General features: G+C 55.7%; 14 protein-coding genes. 10 read left to right on the top strand and 4 right to left on the bottom strand.

The features are described 5' to 3' along the window. The first annotated feature begins 2 nt into the window (after window positions 1-2). From Q4G72_RS01440 to Q4G72_RS01405, 8 genes are all read left to right on the top strand, one after another. On the top strand, window positions 3-743 hold the full coding sequence (locus Q4G72_RS01440; protein WP_303309655.1) for a type III pantothenate kinase: 741 nt from the start codon (window positions 3-5) through the stop codon (window positions 741-743). Beyond that, window positions 733-2,061 carry a BamG family beta-barrel-assembly machinery protein gene (gene bamG, locus Q4G72_RS01435; RefSeq protein ID WP_303309654.1) on the top strand — a complete coding sequence of 443 codons (1,329 nt, stop codon included), beginning with the start codon at window positions 733-735 and terminating at the stop codon, window positions 2,059-2,061. Before Q4G72_RS01440 ends, bamG begins: the two co-directional genes overlap by 11 nt. Window positions 2,062-2,083: 22 nt before the next feature. After that, the gene (gene lptC, locus Q4G72_RS01430; protein WP_303309653.1) at window positions 2,084-2,638 is read left to right on the top strand and encodes an LPS export ABC transporter periplasmic protein LptC; all 555 of its coding nucleotides are present in this window, start codon (window positions 2,084-2,086) and stop codon (window positions 2,636-2,638) included. A gap of 3 nt (window positions 2,639-2,641) precedes the next feature. Then, complete coding sequence (locus Q4G72_RS01425) at window positions 2,642-2,911, top strand: hypothetical protein (RefSeq protein WP_303309652.1); 270 nt, start codon at window positions 2,642-2,644, stop codon at window positions 2,909-2,911. A gap of 135 nt (window positions 2,912-3,046) precedes the next feature. Continuing rightward, a complete protein-coding gene (locus tag Q4G72_RS01420; protein ID WP_303309651.1) occupies window positions 3,047-5,173 on the top strand; it encodes a peptidylprolyl isomerase in 2,127 nt (708 codons plus the stop codon). 165 nt (window positions 5,174-5,338) lie between these two features. Continuing rightward, window positions 5,339-7,186 (top strand): tetratricopeptide repeat protein, encoded by a 1,848-nt coding sequence (locus tag Q4G72_RS01415; RefSeq protein ID WP_303309650.1) that lies wholly within the window; start codon window positions 5,339-5,341, stop codon window positions 7,184-7,186. Window positions 7,187-7,444: 258 nt separating this feature from the next. After that, entirely contained in the window at window positions 7,445-9,169 is a 1,725-nt protein-coding gene (gene recJ / locus Q4G72_RS01410) for a single-stranded-DNA-specific exonuclease RecJ (RefSeq protein WP_303309649.1), read from the top strand. A 111-nt stretch (window positions 9,170-9,280) separates the two neighbouring features. After that, entirely contained in the window at window positions 9,281-11,122 is a 1,842-nt protein-coding gene (locus Q4G72_RS01405) for a M61 family metallopeptidase (protein ID WP_303309648.1), read from the top strand. A 48-nt stretch (window positions 11,123-11,170) separates the two neighbouring features. On the opposite strand, the gene Q4G72_RS01400 is transcribed toward Q4G72_RS01405, so the two are convergent. Further along, window positions 11,171-11,884, bottom strand: a complete 714-nt coding sequence (locus Q4G72_RS01400; protein WP_303309647.1) for a porin family protein — start codon at window positions 11,882-11,884, stop codon at window positions 11,171-11,173. Between the two features lie 519 nt (window positions 11,885-12,403). On the opposite strand from Q4G72_RS01400, the gene lptB reads away from it, so the two are divergent. Together lptB and Q4G72_RS01390 are read left to right on the top strand one after the other, a co-directional pair. Continuing rightward, entirely contained in the window at window positions 12,404-13,135 is a 732-nt protein-coding gene (lptB, locus tag Q4G72_RS01395; RefSeq protein ID WP_303309646.1) for an LPS export ABC transporter ATP-binding protein, read from the top strand. A 172-nt stretch (window positions 13,136-13,307) separates the two neighbouring features. Beyond that, window positions 13,308-14,804 (top strand): GH3 auxin-responsive promoter family protein, encoded by a 1,497-nt coding sequence (locus Q4G72_RS01390; protein WP_303310678.1) that lies wholly within the window; start codon window positions 13,308-13,310, stop codon window positions 14,802-14,804. 673 nt (window positions 14,805-15,477) lie between these two features. Here the strand turns inward: Q4G72_RS01390 and Q4G72_RS01385 are convergent. The 3 genes from Q4G72_RS01385 to gltX form a co-directional block, all read right to left on the bottom strand. Then, entirely contained in the window at window positions 15,478-16,260 is a 783-nt protein-coding gene (locus Q4G72_RS01385) for a TIGR00266 family protein (RefSeq protein WP_303309645.1), read from the bottom strand. Window positions 16,261-16,399: 139 nt separating this feature from the next. Beyond that, the gene (locus Q4G72_RS01380; RefSeq protein ID WP_303309644.1) at window positions 16,400-16,774 is read right to left on the bottom strand and encodes a hypothetical protein; all 375 of its coding nucleotides are present in this window, start codon (window positions 16,772-16,774) and stop codon (window positions 16,400-16,402) included. A 120-nt stretch (window positions 16,775-16,894) separates the two neighbouring features. Then, complete coding sequence (gene gltX / locus Q4G72_RS01375) at window positions 16,895-18,454, bottom strand: glutamate--tRNA ligase (RefSeq protein WP_303309643.1); 1,560 nt, start codon at window positions 18,452-18,454, stop codon at window positions 16,895-16,897. Window positions 18,455-18,569 lie beyond the last annotated feature (115 nt).

Below are 18,569 nucleotides of genomic sequence, written 5' to 3'. Positions count from 1 at the left end.
CTATGCACTTACTCACCCTCGACATTGGTAACACAGCGGCAAAGCTGGGCTATTTTGTGGAGGGTGAGTTGGTGCAGCAGGAGGCCGGGTTGCTTCCGGACCAAGTAGTGGAAACCGTTTCCCGCTTGTGCCCGGATCATGCCATTATTGCCACGGTCGCAACTCGTCCGGTAGAGGAGTGGGTGCAGGAAATGCAGCCGTACGTTCGTGGAACGGTGCTGCCTTTCTCTGCTGCTACTACTGCCATTCCCCTTCAAAATGCTTACGCTACGCCCCATACGCTGGGAGCTGACCGTTTAGCGGCCGCTGTGGGGGCAGCCACTCTCTTCCCGCGGCAGGACGCTCTGATCCTCGATGCCGGAACGGCGCTGAAAGCTGATTGGGTAGAAGGGGGGCATACGTTTCGGGGTGGTAGCATTGCGCCGGGGCTGCAGCTGCGGTTTCAGGCCTTGCATACTTTCACGGGGCGGCTGCCATTGATATCGGCGCCCCCGCTGGCTGACGACGTGCCCCTTACCGGTACAGATACGCAGTCGGCCATTCGTAGCGGTGTAGTGAACGGAATGGCCGCCGAAATGAATGGAATACTGGCCGCGTACCGCCAGCACAGCCCGCATCTGGCGGCCGTTCTGACCGGTGGCGACGGGCCTTTCTTTGAACCGCGGCTGAAAGGACGCATCTTTGCAATTCCCGAGTTGGTTCTGCTCGGGCTTCACCGAATTCTGGTGCATAATGTCAAGTAAGAAATTCGCCGGCTTCGTTGGCTTGGTAGTACTCAGTGCGCTGGCCGCTCCTCGCAGCCAGGGACAAGGTCTCGGTAACTCGCCTTATTCCCGGTTGGGCTTAGGCGACGAAGTTCCTAATACCGGAGGCATTCGTCAGCAGGGAATGGGAGGGGCTGGTCTGGCCGCGCCCAATAGCGCGCATGTAAACGACCAGAACCCGGCCCTGCTGTTCTATACCACGCGCACCACCTTTGAGCTGGGCCTGAACGGCCAGTACAAAACGGTGAAAAACAACGAGGCCTCCCAGAAAGATGGCAGTGCTACGCTGGGCTATCTGGCGCTGGCCGTGCCGCTTTCCAGTCGGTGGGCTGCTTCGCTGGGGTTACGGCCCTATAGCGTCGTTGACTTCGAAACAAAATCGGTGGATAGAGTTGCCGGCGACCCTAATGCCCGCTCCCTGAAGGAATATGAGGGCTCTGGCAGCCTTAGCCAGGTCTACCTCGCGCAAGGAGTGAAGGTTGCCAAAGGCCTTACCCTGGGCGTTACGGCGTCTTATATCTTCGGGGCTATTGATCAGAAGACCAAGGCAACACTGCTGACGGATACTACCTTTATCAACGCAGCCACTACTACCTCCATCGTAGGGGAACATACTTACTATTCTGACTTCCACTTCCGGGTGGGTTCTCATTACCGCACTGCGCTCAACAGCAACCTGAATCTGAACGTGGGCGGCACGTACACGTTTGGCTCAAAGCTGGACGGCACCAACTCCGTGGTGCTGGACCGTGAACAGATAGATGGTACTCTGGTAGAGCGCACTACGGTGCAGGATGAGCAGACCGGTGCCGCAACGCTGCCCTCCACCATTCAGGGTGGTATCTCCTTCGATAATAACAAGAACTGGACGTTGGCGGCTGATGCCAGCCACACTAAGTGGTCGGACTACCGGGGTTTCAGAGGTACTAATACCACCCCACTGGACAATACTTTCCGGGTAGCCGCCGGGGGCGAGCTGACGCCTGATCCATCTTCTGTGGACAGCTATTTCAAGCGGGTAACCTACCGGGTAGGCCTAAGCGTAGCTTCTATGCCCTACCGCCCTGCTGGGCAAACCCTCTATGACCGGTCTATTAGCTGGGGATTTACCCTGCCGGTGCCCACGGCTACGCCTTTGGATGCAGCCAATGTAAACCTCTCATTTACTTATGGTATGCGGGGTAATACCGATGTCAGCACGGCTTTTCCCAAGGGCAACATTCAGGAGGACTATGTGCGCGCTCAGCTGGGTTTCACCCTGAACAACCGCTGGTTTATCAAGCGCCGCATAGAATAACCAGGCTTATACTTCGAACAGCATGAGCAGCCACGGCAGGCATTGGCTTTGGAGCGGGTTGCTATTGGCAGCGTTGGGCACCGCCTGCGAGTCAAAATCGACAGCCAGTGTGAAGCCGGTGGTGTACAAGGGCCCCTTGCTGGAAAGCCAGAAGGTAACGCTGCTATTCAGTGACTCGGCTAAGCTGCAGATTAAGCTGACCGCACCTGTGCAGCAGCAGTTTGAGAACGGCGACCAAATTTTTCCAAAAGGAATGCAGGTAGTCTTTTTCGGGAAGGATAAGCAGGTTGTCAATACGCTTAGCGGCAACTACGGCAAGTTCGACCGGAACAGCAACCTATACTTGGTGCGGGGCAATGTGCGGGTGAACAACTCGGAAAAGCAGCAGAAGCTGAGCACCGAGGAGCTGTATTACAACAAGCAGAAGGGAACAATTTATACCGACAAGTTTGTGCGGGTAGAAACCCAGACGGAAATCCTGACCGGTACCGGTCTGACGGCCAATCAGGAATTTTCGCGCTATAAAATCCTGAAGCCCGCCGGTATTTTTACTGTTGAGCCCCCAGCGGCCGAATAATCCATGAAATTCCGCTTCGATAAGTCCTTGTTTCGCACGGTGCTGTTTTCCGTAGCACTGGTTGCCTTTATCATTGCCACCTACCAGACCATAGAGCAGAACGACAAAAATGCCGTAATGGACAATTACTGGCTGTTTATGCTGTCTTTCAGCTGTCTGCTGCTCTACCGGTTTCTAGGCCGGAAGCCCGTTACGGCACCGCCCACTACCCCGCCAGCCCCCGCAAAAAACACTCGCAAAACGCCGGCTGCGCGTCCGCGGGCCCGCAAATAACCCTCTGGTAGCTACCGGCACAAGCGGCGGCACTCGCACTTTGCCTGGTTGCCTGCGGATTAGCTTTGAATGTCCGGGGGATTCTGGTTATTTTGCGCCTCATTCTACTTTTCTTACCGCGCTTTTTTCAACTAAATGGCATTAATTAAAACGATTCGGGAAAAATCGGGCTGGGCAGTCGGCACCGTTGCCATCGGGATGCTGCTCTTTATTGTCGGTGGCGACCTTATTGGGGGCAAAAACCGTCTTTTCAACCGTAATGAAACCGTCGTAGGCGAAATTGCGGGCGAGAAAGTGGAATACGATGAGTATCAGCGCGTACTGGAGGATACTAAGCAAGCCTTTATTGCTCAGAACCAGCGTCAGCCCGACGAAACCACGATGGGATACCTGCGCGAGCAGGCCTGGAACAAGATTCTCTACCGTCTGGCCTTCCAGAAGGAGTTCGACGCTCTCGGACTGAAAATATCGGACGAGGAACTGACCGATATGGTGCAGGGCAAGAACATTCACCCCAGCATTAAGCAGGCTTTCACTGACCCCAAGACTGGCCAGTTTGACCGCAACCGTGTGCTGGAATACCTGCGCAACTTGGACAAGCTGCCTCCTCAGGCTCAGGATGCTTGGTACAACTTCGAAGCCAACCTGGCGCCCGAGCGCCTCGGCAACAAGTACAACAACCTCATCAAGCTCTCTACCTACGTCACGTCGGCGGAAGCCAAGCGCTTTGCGGAGGACAACAATTCCCGGGCCAGCATCAGCTATCTGCTGGTTCCGTACTTCTCCATCTCCGATTCGGCCGTGAAAGTGACCGATGACCAGCTGCAGGCGTACCTGGACAAGCACAAGAGCCAGTACAAATCAGAAGAGAGCCGCACCATTGAATATGTAACCATCCCGGTTACGGCTTCTGTGGAAGACAGCACCTCGATTAAAAGTACTATCGACCAGCTGGCTCAGCAGTTTGCTTCGGCTCCGAATGACTCCCTGTTCGTGAAGCTGAACACTGACCCCGAGTATCCTTACAACGGTGCTTACCTGTCGCCGGCTGATCTGCCCGAGAAGCTGCGCCAGAACCTGCCCCTCACACCTGGCAAAGTATATGGCCCTTATGCCGAGAACGGCACCTACAGCCTGTTCAAAGTAACCGGAACGAAAGCCGGCGCGCAGCCAGCCGCCCGCGCCAGCCACATCCTCATCAAGCCCGCCGACGCTACTCCCGCTGCCAAAGCGGCGGCGCTGGCCAAAGCCAAAGAAGTACTCGCTAAAATCAAAGGTGGTGCTGATTTCGCAGCCATGGCTCGTCAGTATGGTTCAGACGGTACTACCGCCACCGGCGGCGACCTGGGCTGGTTCACCAAGGGCCGCATGGTGCCTGAGTTCGAAAACGCCGTATTCGCGGCTTCTTCGGCCGGCTTGCTGCCCAACCCGGTAGAAACCTCTTTCGGCTACCACATCATCAAAGTAACGGCTCCTAAAACCACCCAGACCTATCAGGTCGCCGCCGTGCAGAAGTCCATTACTCCTTCTGATGCTACTCGCGAAGCCGCTTATGCCCGCGCCCAGGAGCTGAAAGGCAAAGCCACCGACCTGGAGTCGTTCCGCGCAGCGGTTGCGGCTGACAAAACTCTGCAGAAGCAGGAAGCGAAAGGCCTCGATAAAGGCGCCCAGACGGTGAATAACCTGCAGGGAGCCCGCGAGCTGGTACGTTGGGCTTACTACAACGACGGCAAGAAAACCGACATCGGAGACGTATCGGAGGTTTTTGACATCAACGACCAGTACGTGGTAGCAGTACTCACCGGCACCCGCGAAAAAGGCACCGTTGATCTGGCCAGCGTAAAGCCTGAATTAACCGCTTTGGTACGCAACGAAGAGAAGGCTAAGCAGATTATGGCCAAGCTGCAGGGTAAAACCGGCACGCTGGAGCAAATGGCAGCCGCTTATGGTCAGGGTGCCCAGGTAAACAAAGCCGACAATATTGCTATGGGTGCCGGCATGATTCCTGGCATCGGTAATGAGCCGGTGGCCGTAGGCACGGCATTCGGCCTGAAGCCCGGTCAGAAGTCAGCTCCTATCCAAGGCGAGCAGGGCGTGCTGGTGGTACAACTGAACAAAATGGATAAGCTCGACACCCCCGCCGACATCAATGCCATTAAGCGTCAGTTGTTAGTGCAGCGCTCCTCGCGTCTGGATGGTGCCATCTACGAAGCCATCAAAAACAAAGCAGATATCAAAGACAACCGTCCGCGCTTCTTCTAAGCCGCACCGCGTTGCTTCTACAAGCAAAAGGGCCGTACCTTGAGGTGCGGCCCTTTTTTGTGCTCCCGGTGGCCAAGAGTTTATTCCTTTGATGCAATGAATATGGCCGGAAGGTAGTTTGTCCTATGTGGCAGCCCGTTCAGGCTCCTTTTTCTACTTTGCTCTATGCGTAACAGGTATATCCATATTCATAGCAGCTGGCGCCGGATGCTGGCGTTAGCCATAGTGTGTGTCGGGTTGGCGTCGGGCGCAGCGCGGGCCCAGGAGGTAGTAGGCGAGGCGGCTTTAGCGCGTGAATACGTGCGCAAGGGAGACTTTAATAAAGCCGAGGTACTGTTCAGTCAGCTTTCTGCCGATGCGCAGCTCTCAGCCACTATTCTACCTGAATACCTGCGTACCCTACAGGAGCTGAAGCAGTTTAAGGAAGCCGAAAAGCTAGCCAAGAAAGCCCAGCGTAAGCGCCCGAATGACCCCTTGGTAGGTCTCCTGCTGGGCCGCGTGTACGAGAGCAGTGGCAATGCCCCGGAGGCCGCCAAACAGTACGAGCGGGTAATAGCTGCCCTCAAGCCCGATCAGGTAGTGGCTGTGGCCTATAACTTTCAGGAGCGCAACCAGCTGGAATGGGCTGAGAAAACCTACCTGCGCGGCCGCGAGCTGGCCCATAATGACACCGAGTATGCCCCCCAGCTGATTCAATTGTATACTGTGCTGCCCCGCACTCAGCAGCTACTGGCGGAAACGCTGCACCTACTGCAGCAGAATGAGCGCCAGTTGCCCTTTGTGCGCAACATGCTGCAGAACAGTCTGCGTGAGGAGAAAGACTTCGATGCCCTGCAGAAGCTTCTGCTGACCAATGTGCAGCAACACCCCGAGCAAAGCGTATACAGCGAACTGCTGCTCTGGCTATTAGTTCAGCGCAAGGACTTTACCGGCGCGCTGGTACAAGCCCGCGCCCTCGACCGGCTAGCCCACAGTGAAGGCAGCCGCGTGATGGACCTGGCCGATATTGCGCAGCAAAACAAGGACTACGAAACGGCCATTGAAGGCTACCAGTACGTGGTGCGGGAGTACCGCGACGGCCCCCTCTACAATGCAGCCCGCCAACGCATGCTGCAAGCCCGTGAGGACCAGGTGCGCAACACGTTTCCCGTGGACGTCACCAAAATTAAAGCCCTGCTCACGGAGTACCAGCAGTTGCTGACGGAGCTAGGACCTGGCTCACCCGATAGGGGCGAGGTCCTGCGCAATATGGCCGAGTTGTACGCTTTTCAGCTCGACGATAAAGCCAAAGCAGCATCCCTGTTAGAAGAGGCCATTGCCTCCCCCCGCGCCACCTCCCAGACCATTGACCAAGCCAAAATAACCCTGGCCGACTTGTACCTGCTGCGCGGGGAGCCTTGGGAAGCTACGCTGCTGTACTCCCAGGTAGAAAAGTCGCATAAAGACTCTCCGCTGGGCTACGACGCTAAGCTGCGCAACGCCCGCCTGAGCTATTTCGCCGGCGACTTTAAACTGGCCCAGAGCCATCTGGATATACTGAAGGAAGCCACCAGCCGCGAAATTGCCAACGATGCCATGCAGCTCAGCCTGCTCATCTCCGATAATACCGCCATGGATACCGCCGGCGTGGCCCTGCGCGACTATGCGGCCACCGAGCTGTTGGTGTTCCAGAATAAAGTGCCGGAGGCCCTGCGCAGCCTGGATGCGCTGGTGCAGAAGTATCCCGGTCACGCCCTCACCGATGAAGCCTGGTACCTGAAGGCCCAACTTCAGCGCCGCACCGGCGACTACGCCGGGGCCATTACTACCCTCACGCGCATCACCGCTAACCCTAAGTACGACGTGCTCAGCGACGATGCGCTGTTCCTGGCGGCCACCATTCAGGAAGAAAACCTGAATGACAAAGAGAAGGCTCAGGATTTGTATAACCAGGTGCTGGCCAAATACCCGGGCAGCATCTACACCGCCGAGGCCCGCAAGCGCTTCCGCAAGCTGCGCGGCGACAGTTTGTAAGCCCTGCGCCTAGCGGAAGAACAGAAACATCAGGGCCAGCGACAAAAGAAAACCCAGGTACATCAGCCCATCCGTGAGAATGTATTGGCGGTACTTTTGGTAAAAAGTGCGCAGTCTTTTCATGTGGCTGAAAGCAAGGCAGAAGAAGCGCAAAAATAGACAATAAAGAGCCCCTACATAGGTTAAGCGTGGCGGCCGGATGCGGTTTTCTTCTTACTTTTGAAGATAGCGTGCCCGTTGGGCAGCACCTCCCCAATTATGCAAAAACGATGGATCCGGAAGCCCGCGCCCGACCCCGAAAAGGTTCGGCACCTGGCCGATGCCTTGCGCGTCAATCCCTCCATTGTGTCGCTGCTGTGCCAGCGCGACGTCTGCACTTTTGAAGAAGCCAAGGCTTACTTCCGCCCCTCGCTCGACGAGTTGCCTGACCCTTTACTCATGCGCGACATGGACCGCGCCGTAACCCGCCTGCAGCATGCCCTGCACGCTGGGGAAAAAGTGCTGGTGTTCGGCGACTACGACGTGGACGGGACTACCTCCGTGGCCGTGGTGTATGCTTACCTGCACGCCTTTTTCGGTTCGGAGCGCATCGACTACTACATTCCGGACCGCTACAAGGAAGGTTACGGCATTTCAAACGCCGGCATTGATTTCGCCGCTGACAATGGCTACGCCCTGATTATTGCGCTGGACTGCGGTGTGAAGGCCGTGGATAAAATAGCCTACGCCAACACCAAGGGCGTTGACTTTATCATTTGCGACCACCACTTACCCGGCGACGAGCTACCAGCAGCCATAGCTGTACTAGACCCCAAGCGTGCCGACTGCCCCTATCCATTCAAAGAGCTTTCCGGCTGCGGTGTGGGCTTTAAGCTGATGCAGGCTTTCTGCCAGCACTTAGGGCAGGAAGAAGCCCCATTGCACGAGCTGCTGGATTTATTATCGGTGAGCATTGCAGCCGATATTGTGCCCATTATGGGGGAAAACCGCACGCTGGCCTATCACGGCCTGCGCCTGCTCAATGATACGGCGCACCCCCAGCGCCCGGGCCTCGATGCCCTGCGGGAGTTGGCCGGGCTGCGGGAAAGCAAGCTCAACATCAGCAGCCTGGTGTTTGGCTTCTCGCCCCGCATTAACGCGGCCGGCCGCATGGGCGACGCCAAGCGTGCAGTTTCTATGCTGCTGGCCCAGAGCAAGGAAGAAGCCTTCGAAAAAGCCAGCGTAGTAGACAAAACCAACCAGGACCGCCGCGGCTTCGATACGCGCATTACCAAGGAAGCTCTGGAAATGATTGAGGCCGACGCCAGCATGCGAGACGCCCGCTCCACGGTGCTCTACAACGAAACCTGGCACAAGGGAGTCATCGGCATTGTGGCTTCCCGTTGCCTTGATAAGTATTACCGGCCTACCATCATTCTCACGGAAAGCAACGGTAAAGCCACTGGCTCAGCGCGCTCCGTGATGGGGTTTGATGTGCACCAGGCCATTCTGGAGTGCGCCGATTTGCTGGACCAGTTTGGCGGGCACATGTACGCGGCCGGCCTCACGCTGCCGGTAGAAAACGTGCCCGCTTTCCAGCGGCGCTTTGAGGAGGTAGTCTCTTCCCGCATTACGGATGAGCAGCTGATTCCGGCCGTAGAAATTGACGGAGAACTGGCCCTGAGCGACATCACCATGAGCTTCTATAAGCTGCTCTGCCAGATGGAGCCCTTCGGCCCCGGCAATGCCAATCCTACCTTCGTTTCCCACGGTGTGCACGCCCAACCCGACTCGGCAAGGATTGTAGGCACCTCGCATTTAAAAATTGTGCTCACGCAGGATGGCCACCACAGCGTAGATGCCATTGGCTTTGGCCTGGGCGACTTCCTGCCGCAGATCCAGCAGGGCCGCCCATTCAGCGTGTGCTATACGGTGGAGCTAAATGAGTACCGCGGCGTGAAAACCCTGCAGCTACGCTTGAAAGATTTGCGCTGGGAAGAGTAGCCGCTTCCCGCCAGGCAACCCAATTGCAGACTTCCTGTCTTTCCTGTTATATTTTTATGATTTCGGGCAGTGCAGCCATTTCAGCCGCGCTTGCTGTATGGTTTAGCTGCTATGAGAAAAGAATGCGCATTGCTGGCCCTCGGGCTTAGCCTGAGTGGGATAGTACAGGCCCAGCAAGCCCCGGCGGGCTATGAGATTGGGGTAAACCTGCAGCAGGTAGAAAACGACCGGATAAAGATTGTGGTGAAAACCCCGCCCGTGCGCGAGGGCAAAGCCACGTACGTTATGCCCAGCGTGGTGCCCGGTTCCTATTCCAAGAAAGACTACGGCCGGTTTATCCATGGTTTTCAGGCCTACGACGATAAAGGCCGCAAGCTGAAAAGCAGCCGCGACGGTAACAACGTCTACGTCATCGACAAAGCCCGCAACCTGGCCCGCATCGAGTACCTGGTAGACGACACCTGGGACTCGAAAGACAACAGCAACTTTATCTTCCAGCCCGGCGGCACCAACATTGATGCCGGCCGCAACTTCGTGCTCAATCACTACGGGCTGTACGGCTATCTGGAAGGCTACAAAATGCTGCCCTATCAGGTAACGATTGAGAAGCCCGCCGAGCTGTATGGGGCTACTTCCCTTACCAAACAGCTGGCCTCACCTACAAAGGATGTATTTACGGCCAGCAGCTACGTGAGCCTGGCTGATGCGCCCATTATGTATAGCCGGCCCGATACGGCGAGCTTTATGACGGGGGGCGCCCGCATTTCGGTATCCGTCTTCTCGGAAACGGGCCTGGTGCAAGCGGCAGAAGTACGTCAGGCTATGCAGCCCATGGCTGAGGCGCTGGCCAAGTTCTTCGGCCGCATGCCCGTGCCGGGCTACCATTTTATCATGTATTTCCCGGCTTTTTCTTCCCCGGTAGTCAACAAGCAGGGGGGATTTGGGGCTATGGAGCACTCCTATTCTTCGGTGTACTTTTTGCCCGAAATAGGGGATGCGGACCGCACCCGTTCTATGATTCGGGAAGTGGCCTCCCACGAGTTCCTGCACATTCTGACCCCGCTGAACATGCACAGCCGGGAAATAGGGGAGTTCGATTTCCGCAACCCCAAAATGTCGCAGCATTTGTGGCTGTATGAGGGCGTAACGGAGTACTTCGCGCACCTGGTGCAGCTGCAGGGCGGCCTCACGCAGGAGGAAGATTTCCGCAAGGAAATGAAGAGTAAGATTGAGCAGGCCCAGAAGTACGGCGACGTATCGTTTACGGATATGAGCCGAAAAATTCTGGACAGTCCTTATAAGGACATGTATGAAAACGTGTATAAGAAAGGCGCTCTGCTGGGCTTTCTGCTTGATATCCGCATTCAGGAGCTAACCCAGGGCCGTCTCACCCTGCGCGACGTGCTGCTACAGCTGGCGCAGAAATACGGCCCTGAGCGTCCGTTTGAAGATGAGCAGCTGATTGGCGAAATCGTGGCCCTCACGCATCCGGAGGTGCGCCAATTCTTCACCGATTATGTGCAGGGGAGTCAGCCGCTGCCGCTCACGGAGTATTTCGCGAAAATAGGCTGGCGCTATGTCCCCAAGGACCGGGTGCTGGTGAAGGCATTCGGCGAGCTGGGCTTTAAGTATGATCAGGATAAGCAGGAGTTTGTAGTGGCCCAGACCCGTGCCGAGCGTAATGGCTTTGGCCTGCAAAACGACGACGTGATTCTGCAGGTAAATGGTACGCCGCTGTCTATGGGAAATGCCGAGAAGCTTCTCCGGCCCCTAGTAGAGCCTTCCTCTGATAGTAAGGTGCGGATTACCTACCGGCGCGGCAGCACGCAGCAGAACATAGAGGCAGCCCCGCAGGAACTGGAAGCCGAAATGAAAAACATTGTAGAGCCGCTGCCCGTGCCAACGCCCAGCCAGCGGACCCTACACGACCAGGTACTGCGCCCCCGCGCTTAGCAATCTTAGCCAGGGTCTAAGGCAGCGCTGCATCACGCACGCCCCTTCCTATTTGCCGATAGTCAGGGGCAACAGGTAGCCTAGCTGCAGCATAAAGGCGTCATTAAATGCCTTGGGCTCGTTGTCGATGTCTTTAGTGTCTATCAGGGAATTAAAGCCCCGGTTGTAGCGCAGGCCAATGCTGAGGCCGCTTTCGGCTTGATACCCCAAACCAGCTACTGCCCCAAGATCGGCACTAGCCAGATCCGACTTACTGTCGCCAGTATCCTTCTCCACCTTGTCTGCCTGGCCGTTGGTAAACTTGGTGGTGGTTTCTGTATCGGAGCTGGAACGGGCCAGGTAGCCGAACTGGGGCCCCAACTCAAAGAACAGGCCGCCGGCGTTGATCTTCCCCAATACTAGTACATCAATATAAGTGAGCACCCGGGTCTGCTCGAAAGAAAACTTTTCTACGCCCGAAGCCAACCCGGATTTCTGTTCGGTTTCCAATTGGTAGCCCTTGCGGTTGAGTAACACTTCGGGCTGAACGGAGAAGAACCCATCGGAAGAAACCGGAATTTGGACAGCGGCGCCTACATTGAACCCTAGCTTCCGCTGGTCCTGACTGGTATTATAGTTTGGGCCGGCAATCTGCTCCACATCGTCGCCGGCCAGCTTAGAATAGGTGGCCCCAGCTTTTAAGCCAATGCGAAAACCGCCGGGGTCCTGTGCGTACGCAGAGGCTGCGCTCAACACGAACAGAAAGGTTAGGATCTTTTTCATAGACGTTATAATAGATGTGAATGGTATGATAGAAAGCAGAGAGCTTACACCTGCTCCCAAAGCAAAGTGTATGGCCCAAGTGAGTCAGGGAGATTTTATATGGGGATACTATGCGTGGCGCAGGGCGTTTCTTGGTTTGATGACTATTGGTTAACTCGCTGATTAATATATTCTTTCGCTTGCCAGAGAGTATTGACTAGTATCAAGGCGGGTAATGATAAAAATCATTATCCTACCTCAAGCCAGTTACCCGCTCTGCTTCGTTGCTCTGTACTTTTCTTGGTGGCAGCAGTACGCAGTGCCGCCCCGGAAATACAGCAAAGTGCCGTGTGATTTTATCTGCCATAGCGCCTAAGCCCTTAACTCATGGTATAGTAGCGCCGGGTTGAAAATCAGTTGCTTGTGAAGCCTTGACTGCTGGCTAACTGCCCACGTACAACCCCAACAGCGCAATCTGCGTCCTGCTTTCACCGCCAGGTTGCTACTGCTACCCGGTTGGCTTCGCTACCTTTGCCTCCCATGATTCTGAAAGCTGAACACCTGATCAAGAAATACAAGTCGCGCACAGTTGTTAACGACATGAGCGTGACCGTATCCCAGGGCGAAATTGTAGGGCTGCTGGGCCCCAACGGCGCCGGCAAAACCACTTGCTTTTACATGATTGTGGGTATGGTGAAGCCCAATGAGGGCCACATCTACCTCGACGACGAAGAGATTACCAACCTGCCCATGTTCCAGCGGGCCCGCCGTGGCGTGGGCTACCTGGCACAGGAGGCCTCCGTATTCCGCGACCTGACCGTGGAGGAAAATATCCTCTCCGTGCTGGAAATGACCAAGCTTACCCGCCAGGAGCAGCTGGATAAAGTAGAAGAGCTGTTAAATGAGTTCAGCCTCACGCACGTGCGTAAAAACCTGGGCCGGGTGCTGAGCGGCGGGGAGCGGCGGCGCACGGAAATTGCGCGGGCCCTGGCCGTAAACCCCAAATTTGTGCTGTTGGATGAGCCCTTTGCCGGGGTAGACCCCATTGCGGTGGAAGAAATTCAGGGCATTGTGGCTAAGCTCAAGCACAAAAATATCGGCATCCTCATCACCGACCACAACGTGAATGAAACGCTCAGCATTGTAGATCGGGCCTACCTGCTATTTGAGGGCAAGCTGCTGAAGGCGGGTACTGCCGAAGAGTTGGCCGCCGATGAAACCGTGCGCCGCGTGTATCTGGGTAAGCACTTCGAATACAAGCGCAAAATTTAATAACTCCGTCTACAGATAGAGTAAAGGATAGAAATCGGGCAGAAAGACGGGCATTTCGCGCTGATACGGTAACTTTCTGGCGGTAGCATGGGTAAAACGGCCACCTGACGGGCAGTAGCGCCCATTTCCTCTTATTCCCGATTCTGTGATTAGCAGTATTCTGACGTGGGCCATGCAGCGGCGCCTCACCAGCATCAACCACTTCCGGGAACACCCGCTGGAAGTACAGGAGCAGGTATATGCCAATTTGCTGCGGCAAGCCCAGAGCACAGAATGGGGCCGTTTATATGGGTATGCCGAGGCGCCCTCGCGCCAGGAGTTTGCCCGGCGCGTGCCCGTGAGCAGCTACGAGCAATTGTACCCGTACCTGGAGCGCATGCTGCACGGCACTTCTGATGTGTTGTGGCCTGGCGCAGTAGAATGGTTTGCCAAGTCCAGCGGGACTACCAATGCCCGCAGTAAGTACATTCCGGTTTCGCAGCAATCCTTGCATGAGTGCCACTACCGCGCCGGCCGCGACATGGTGGCCATGGCCACCAGTATGTATCCGGAAGCCGATGTGCTGGCGGGAAAAACCCTTTCTCTGGGCGGTACGCATGGCAGCAACCCCTTTCGGCCGGGTTCCGAGTCGCGCGTAGGAGATGTTTCGGCCGTGGTCATGCAGAATCTGCCGGTTTGGGCCGAGTTTCTGCGGACACCCCCGCTGGAACTGGCCCTACTGGATGAATGGGAAGAGAAAATAGAGCGTATTGCCCGCCACGTGCTGCACGTGGATGTCACTACATTGGCAGGCGTACCTACCTGGATGATTGTTCTGCTGCGGCGGGTAGTGGAACTGGCCGGGGCAGAAAACATTAGTGAAGTATGGCCTAACCTGCGCCTGTTTCTGCACGGAGCCGTAGCATTTGGCCCGTACCGGGAGCTATTCCGCCAGCTAATTCCCAGTGGGCAGATGCGCTATCTGGAAATATATAATGCTTCTGAAGGCTACTTTGCCTTCCAGGATCAACCCGACTCTGAAGACATGCTGCTGCTGCTGGACCACGGGGTGTATTATGAGTTTTTGCCGGCAGATCAGTTTGAGGCGGAATACCCCCAGACTATTCTGCTGGAAGAAGTAGAACTGGGCAAGAGCTATGCGCTTATTATCAGTACCAATGCCGGACTGTGGCGTTATAAAATTGGCGATACGGTGCGCTTTACCAGCCTGGCGCCCTACCGCATCCGCATTACCGGTCGCACCAAGCATTTTCTGAATGCGTTTGGAGAAGAAGTAGTCATAGAAAACGCTGAGTCTGCCCTAGCCGCTGCCTGTTTGGCTACGGGCGCCCTGGTGCGGGACTTTACAGCCGCCCCTGTTTACTTCCAGACGGGGAGCAGTACCTCCCGCGGCGGGCATGAATGGGTAGTGGAATTTACGCAGCTGCCCACCAATACCGAGCAATTTGCCCAAGTGCTGGACCACACCCTTCGCCAGCTAAACTCGGATTACGACGCCAAGCGCCACCGCGACCTGGCGTTGGTAGCCCCTAAAATTACACCAGTGCCTGCCCATACGTTCGAGCAGTGGCTGGCTAAAAAAGGCAAGCTGGGCGGGCAGCATAAAGTACCCCGGCTAAGCAACTCACGGGAGGTGGTAGACGAAATTTTAAGGCAGCTAAACAATTAATGGTTGCCGAAGCTGCCTCTGAATGTGAGGTAAGATGCTGCTATAGTACCAGCAGATTATTTATTGCGCGTTGCGGCCCGTGCTACTTTCTGTCATCCTTCAAAAGTACTGTTACCAAACATGGGTAAGCCCTCCCAAGGTCCGTAACGTAGCTTATTCTTGGCAGAAGGAGTAGGGCAAAATGGAGAGAGGCATTGCTTTAGAGTGAGCTTTGCTACTTACAAGTTATAATAATAATGAGAAAATGAACTTACTGGTGAAAACCAGTATTATGCTAACATTCGTAGAATCAAGTACATAAGAATTATATAATTTATCTGAGGCTTTAATCAGGATAAGTATAATTCTTATAGATTAAGTTCTATATTAGTGACAAGGTTCCCCCCTAAAAATCCCCGCCCTGTGTCTACTATTGCAACTCACTCTCCTACTCGGTCTTCTTCCCGAAGCCGGCGCAATTACACTAGTCGTCGAAAAACAAAACAACGCCTTACCAATAAAACCATCCTAGGCTTTTTGGGTATCCTGCTGTTGGCTTTGCTGGTTAGTCTGATTGTTATTGCCGTGAAGGCTTCTATGTCTTCAGACAAAGAGTTTGCAGACAGCACGGCCTGGCAGCCAGTAGTTGTCACTACCGGAAGTTTGGGCTGATACGGGTTGAAGAACCAGGCCGCTATTCGTCTAGGATGCCGCCTACCAAATTACCCAGTACACCCCCGCTTTCCTTTCGTGCGTTGGAGCCATTAGGCATCAGTGCCTGGATAAGCTTCTTCACCGGCATAGACTGAAGCCACACCCGCCCAGTACCGCTGAGCGTGGCTAATAGCAGCCCTTCTCCGCCAAAAATCATTGATTTCAGGCCGCCTGCCCGCGTAATGTCAAAGTTTATACTGGGCTCAAAGGCAACCACGCAGCCAGTATCCACGCGGAGGATTTCATTCCGAAGCTGCTTCTCAATGATTGTGCCGCCGGCATGGATAAAGGCCTTGCCGTCACCAGTCAGCTTCTGTAGAATGAAGCCTTCCCCACCAAAGAAGCCTGCGCCCAGGCGTTTGTTGAAGTGAATGGCAATTTTGGTACCCCGGGCAGCGGCCAGAAACCCATCTTTTTGCACAATTAAGCCTTGGGGAAGCAAGCGTAAATCCAGCGGCAGAATAGTGCCGGGATAGGGCGCGGAGAAGGCTACCCGGCTTTTGCCATGGCTACCCCGATGCGTAAAGTGCGTCATAAACAGCGACTCACCCGTAATCAGGCGCGTACCCGCCGAAAACAGCTTGCCCATTAGCCCCTGATCAGGTTCGGAGCCGTCACCCATTTTCGTTTCAAAGGCAATAGCCTCCTCCATATACACCATGGCCCCCGCCTCGGCAATGACGGTTTCCTGAGGGTCTAACTCAACTTCCAGTACTTGAATATCAGAGCCAAGAATGCGGAAGTCAATGTCGTGAGCTTGCATAGCGGTGTGGTAAGTTTTCAGGCCCAAGTATAGCAAACTGCTGATAAATAGAGCGCGACTATACATGTTATATCAGCAAAAAGCCCGCTCCTGCACGTAGCAGAACCGGGCTTTTTAATGCAGGCTGTGAAAGCATCCGTTATTCATCCTCTACAGTATCCATAGCCGTATCCGACACATCCTCGGCTGCGTCATCTGCTTTACCGGGTTTCTTCTTGGCCTCCCGGCTGGTCCGGCGCATAAAATCTTCTTCGGATTCCTCGGGCTCTTGCGCTGCCGAGTCCTCTACAGGGAATTCCTCCTCGTCCTTCTCGCCAAACTGACCGTCGCGGTTTACCAGTTTTTTGTCGCGCACGTGGCGGTTCAGAAACGTGTTGATTTCCTCAATAGAGTAGTTGGAGGTGATTTCGCCCAGCGGATTCACCTTGATTTCGAACCCCTCCAGATCCTTATGCACTTTGGCTTTTTTCTCGGGGTCGACGGTTTTTTTCTTATTGACGGGTTTCTTAGCCATGATATCCTGCGTGGTTCGTAAAGAGAAAAGCAGGTGCAACCCCAGAAGCACGAAGGCCGCTCCGCAGCAATGCTGTACGGAGCGGCCCCGGCGGCGGATGCCTAAATGCAGAAATGTCCGCTACGCGGAGGCTTGCGCGGCCAGCTGGTCAATAGCCAGATTCAGCCGCTGCGCGGTTTCCTCAGGGCCCAGAATGCTCATAATAGCCATCAAATCGGGGCCGGCGGCAGCACCGGTTACAGCTACCCGCAAGGCCTGCAGTACCTGACCAATTTTGATGCCCTGGCGCTCCAGTACCTGCGTGAGCAGCGCCTTGATGCCTTCCGGCGTGGAGTCGGCAGTAGCGGGCAATGCCAGCGCAAACTCCTGCAGCGCACCGGCTACCTGCGCATTCCATTTTTTGCTGATTACCTGCTCATCGTAGCTGGTAGGGCGGTGGAAGAACAGCTGTGCCTCTTTCGCCAGATCAGCCGGGAAGGTAGCACGCTCTTTCACCAGCGCGGCAATCTGCTCGGCTTTGTTGGCGGATACCTCAACGCCTTGCTCTTTCAGGGCATCCAGCAAGTACTGGGCTAGCTCGCTGTCGGGCTTGGCGCGCAGGTATTGCTCGTTGTACCAGCGCACTTTGTTTTGGTCGAAGCGGGCCGGCGACTTGCTTACCCGCTCAATGGAGAAGGTTGCAATCAGGTCGTCCATGGTAAACAACTCCTGCTGCGTGCCGGGGTTCCAGCCCAGAAAAGCCAGGAAGTTGATGAATGCCTCGGGCAGATAACCCGATTCGCGGTAGCCGCTGCTCACAGTAGGCTCGCCGGTTTCGGCATCTTTGCCATGCCATTCCAGCGGAAATACAGGGAAGCCCAGCCGGTCGCCGTCGCGCTTGCTGAGCTTGCCGGTGCCGTCAGGCTTCAGCAGCAGGGGCAGATGCGCAAACTGCGGCATGGTGCTTTCCCAGCCAAAATAGCGGTACAGCAGCACGTGCAACGGCGCCGAGGGCAGCCACTCTTCGCCCCGAATCACGTGGGTGATTTCCATCAAATGGTCATCCACGATATTGGCCAGGTGGTACGTCGGCATGCCGTCGGACTTCATCAACACCTTATCATCCACGCTGGAGGAGTGCACTACTACCCAGCCGCGAATCAGGTCGTTGAAGCGGATTTCCTCCTTACGGGGTACTTTCAGGCGGATAACGTAGGGCGTATTGTTGTCGAGCAGTTGTTTTACCTCGTCTTCGGGCAGCGTGAGCGAGTTGCGCATTTGCGCGCGGGTGATGCTGTTATACTGCGGGTTGGGCACTTTGGCAGCCGTAAGGCGCGCGCGCATGGCGTCCAGCTCCTCGGGCGTATCAAAAGCATAATAGGCATGGCCGCTATCCAGGAGCTGCTGGGCATACTGCAGGTACATAGGCTTCCGCTCGCTCTGCCGGTAGGGGGCGTGTGGCCCGGGCGTTTCGGTCCAGGGGCTTTCGTCCAGCGTGATGCCGCACCACTCCAGGCTCTGCCGGATGTAGTCCTCGGCGCCGGGTACAAAGCGGTTCTGGTCGGTATCTTCAATGCGCAGCAGCATTTTACCGCCCAGCTTGCGGGCCAGCAGGTAGTTGTACAGCGCAGTGCGCACGCCGCCAATGTGCAGCGGTCCGGTGGGGCTGGGCGCGAAACGCACCCGTACTTCTCTTTCCATAATACAGTCGGTTCGCAGCGCTTTCGGGTGGGAAAACGCGCCGCAAAGGTAGGTAATTAGCCGGGGAGGCAATAGGCACCCCGGCAGGAATACGTTAGCTAATAGAACCCTGGGG

Origin of the sequence: Hymenobacter sp. BT730 (genome assembly GCF_030542105.1) — a bacterium.
Lineage (GTDB): Bacteria > Bacteroidota > Bacteroidia > Cytophagales > Hymenobacteraceae > Hymenobacter.
This window is presented reverse-complemented; position numbering and strand designations above follow the sequence as displayed.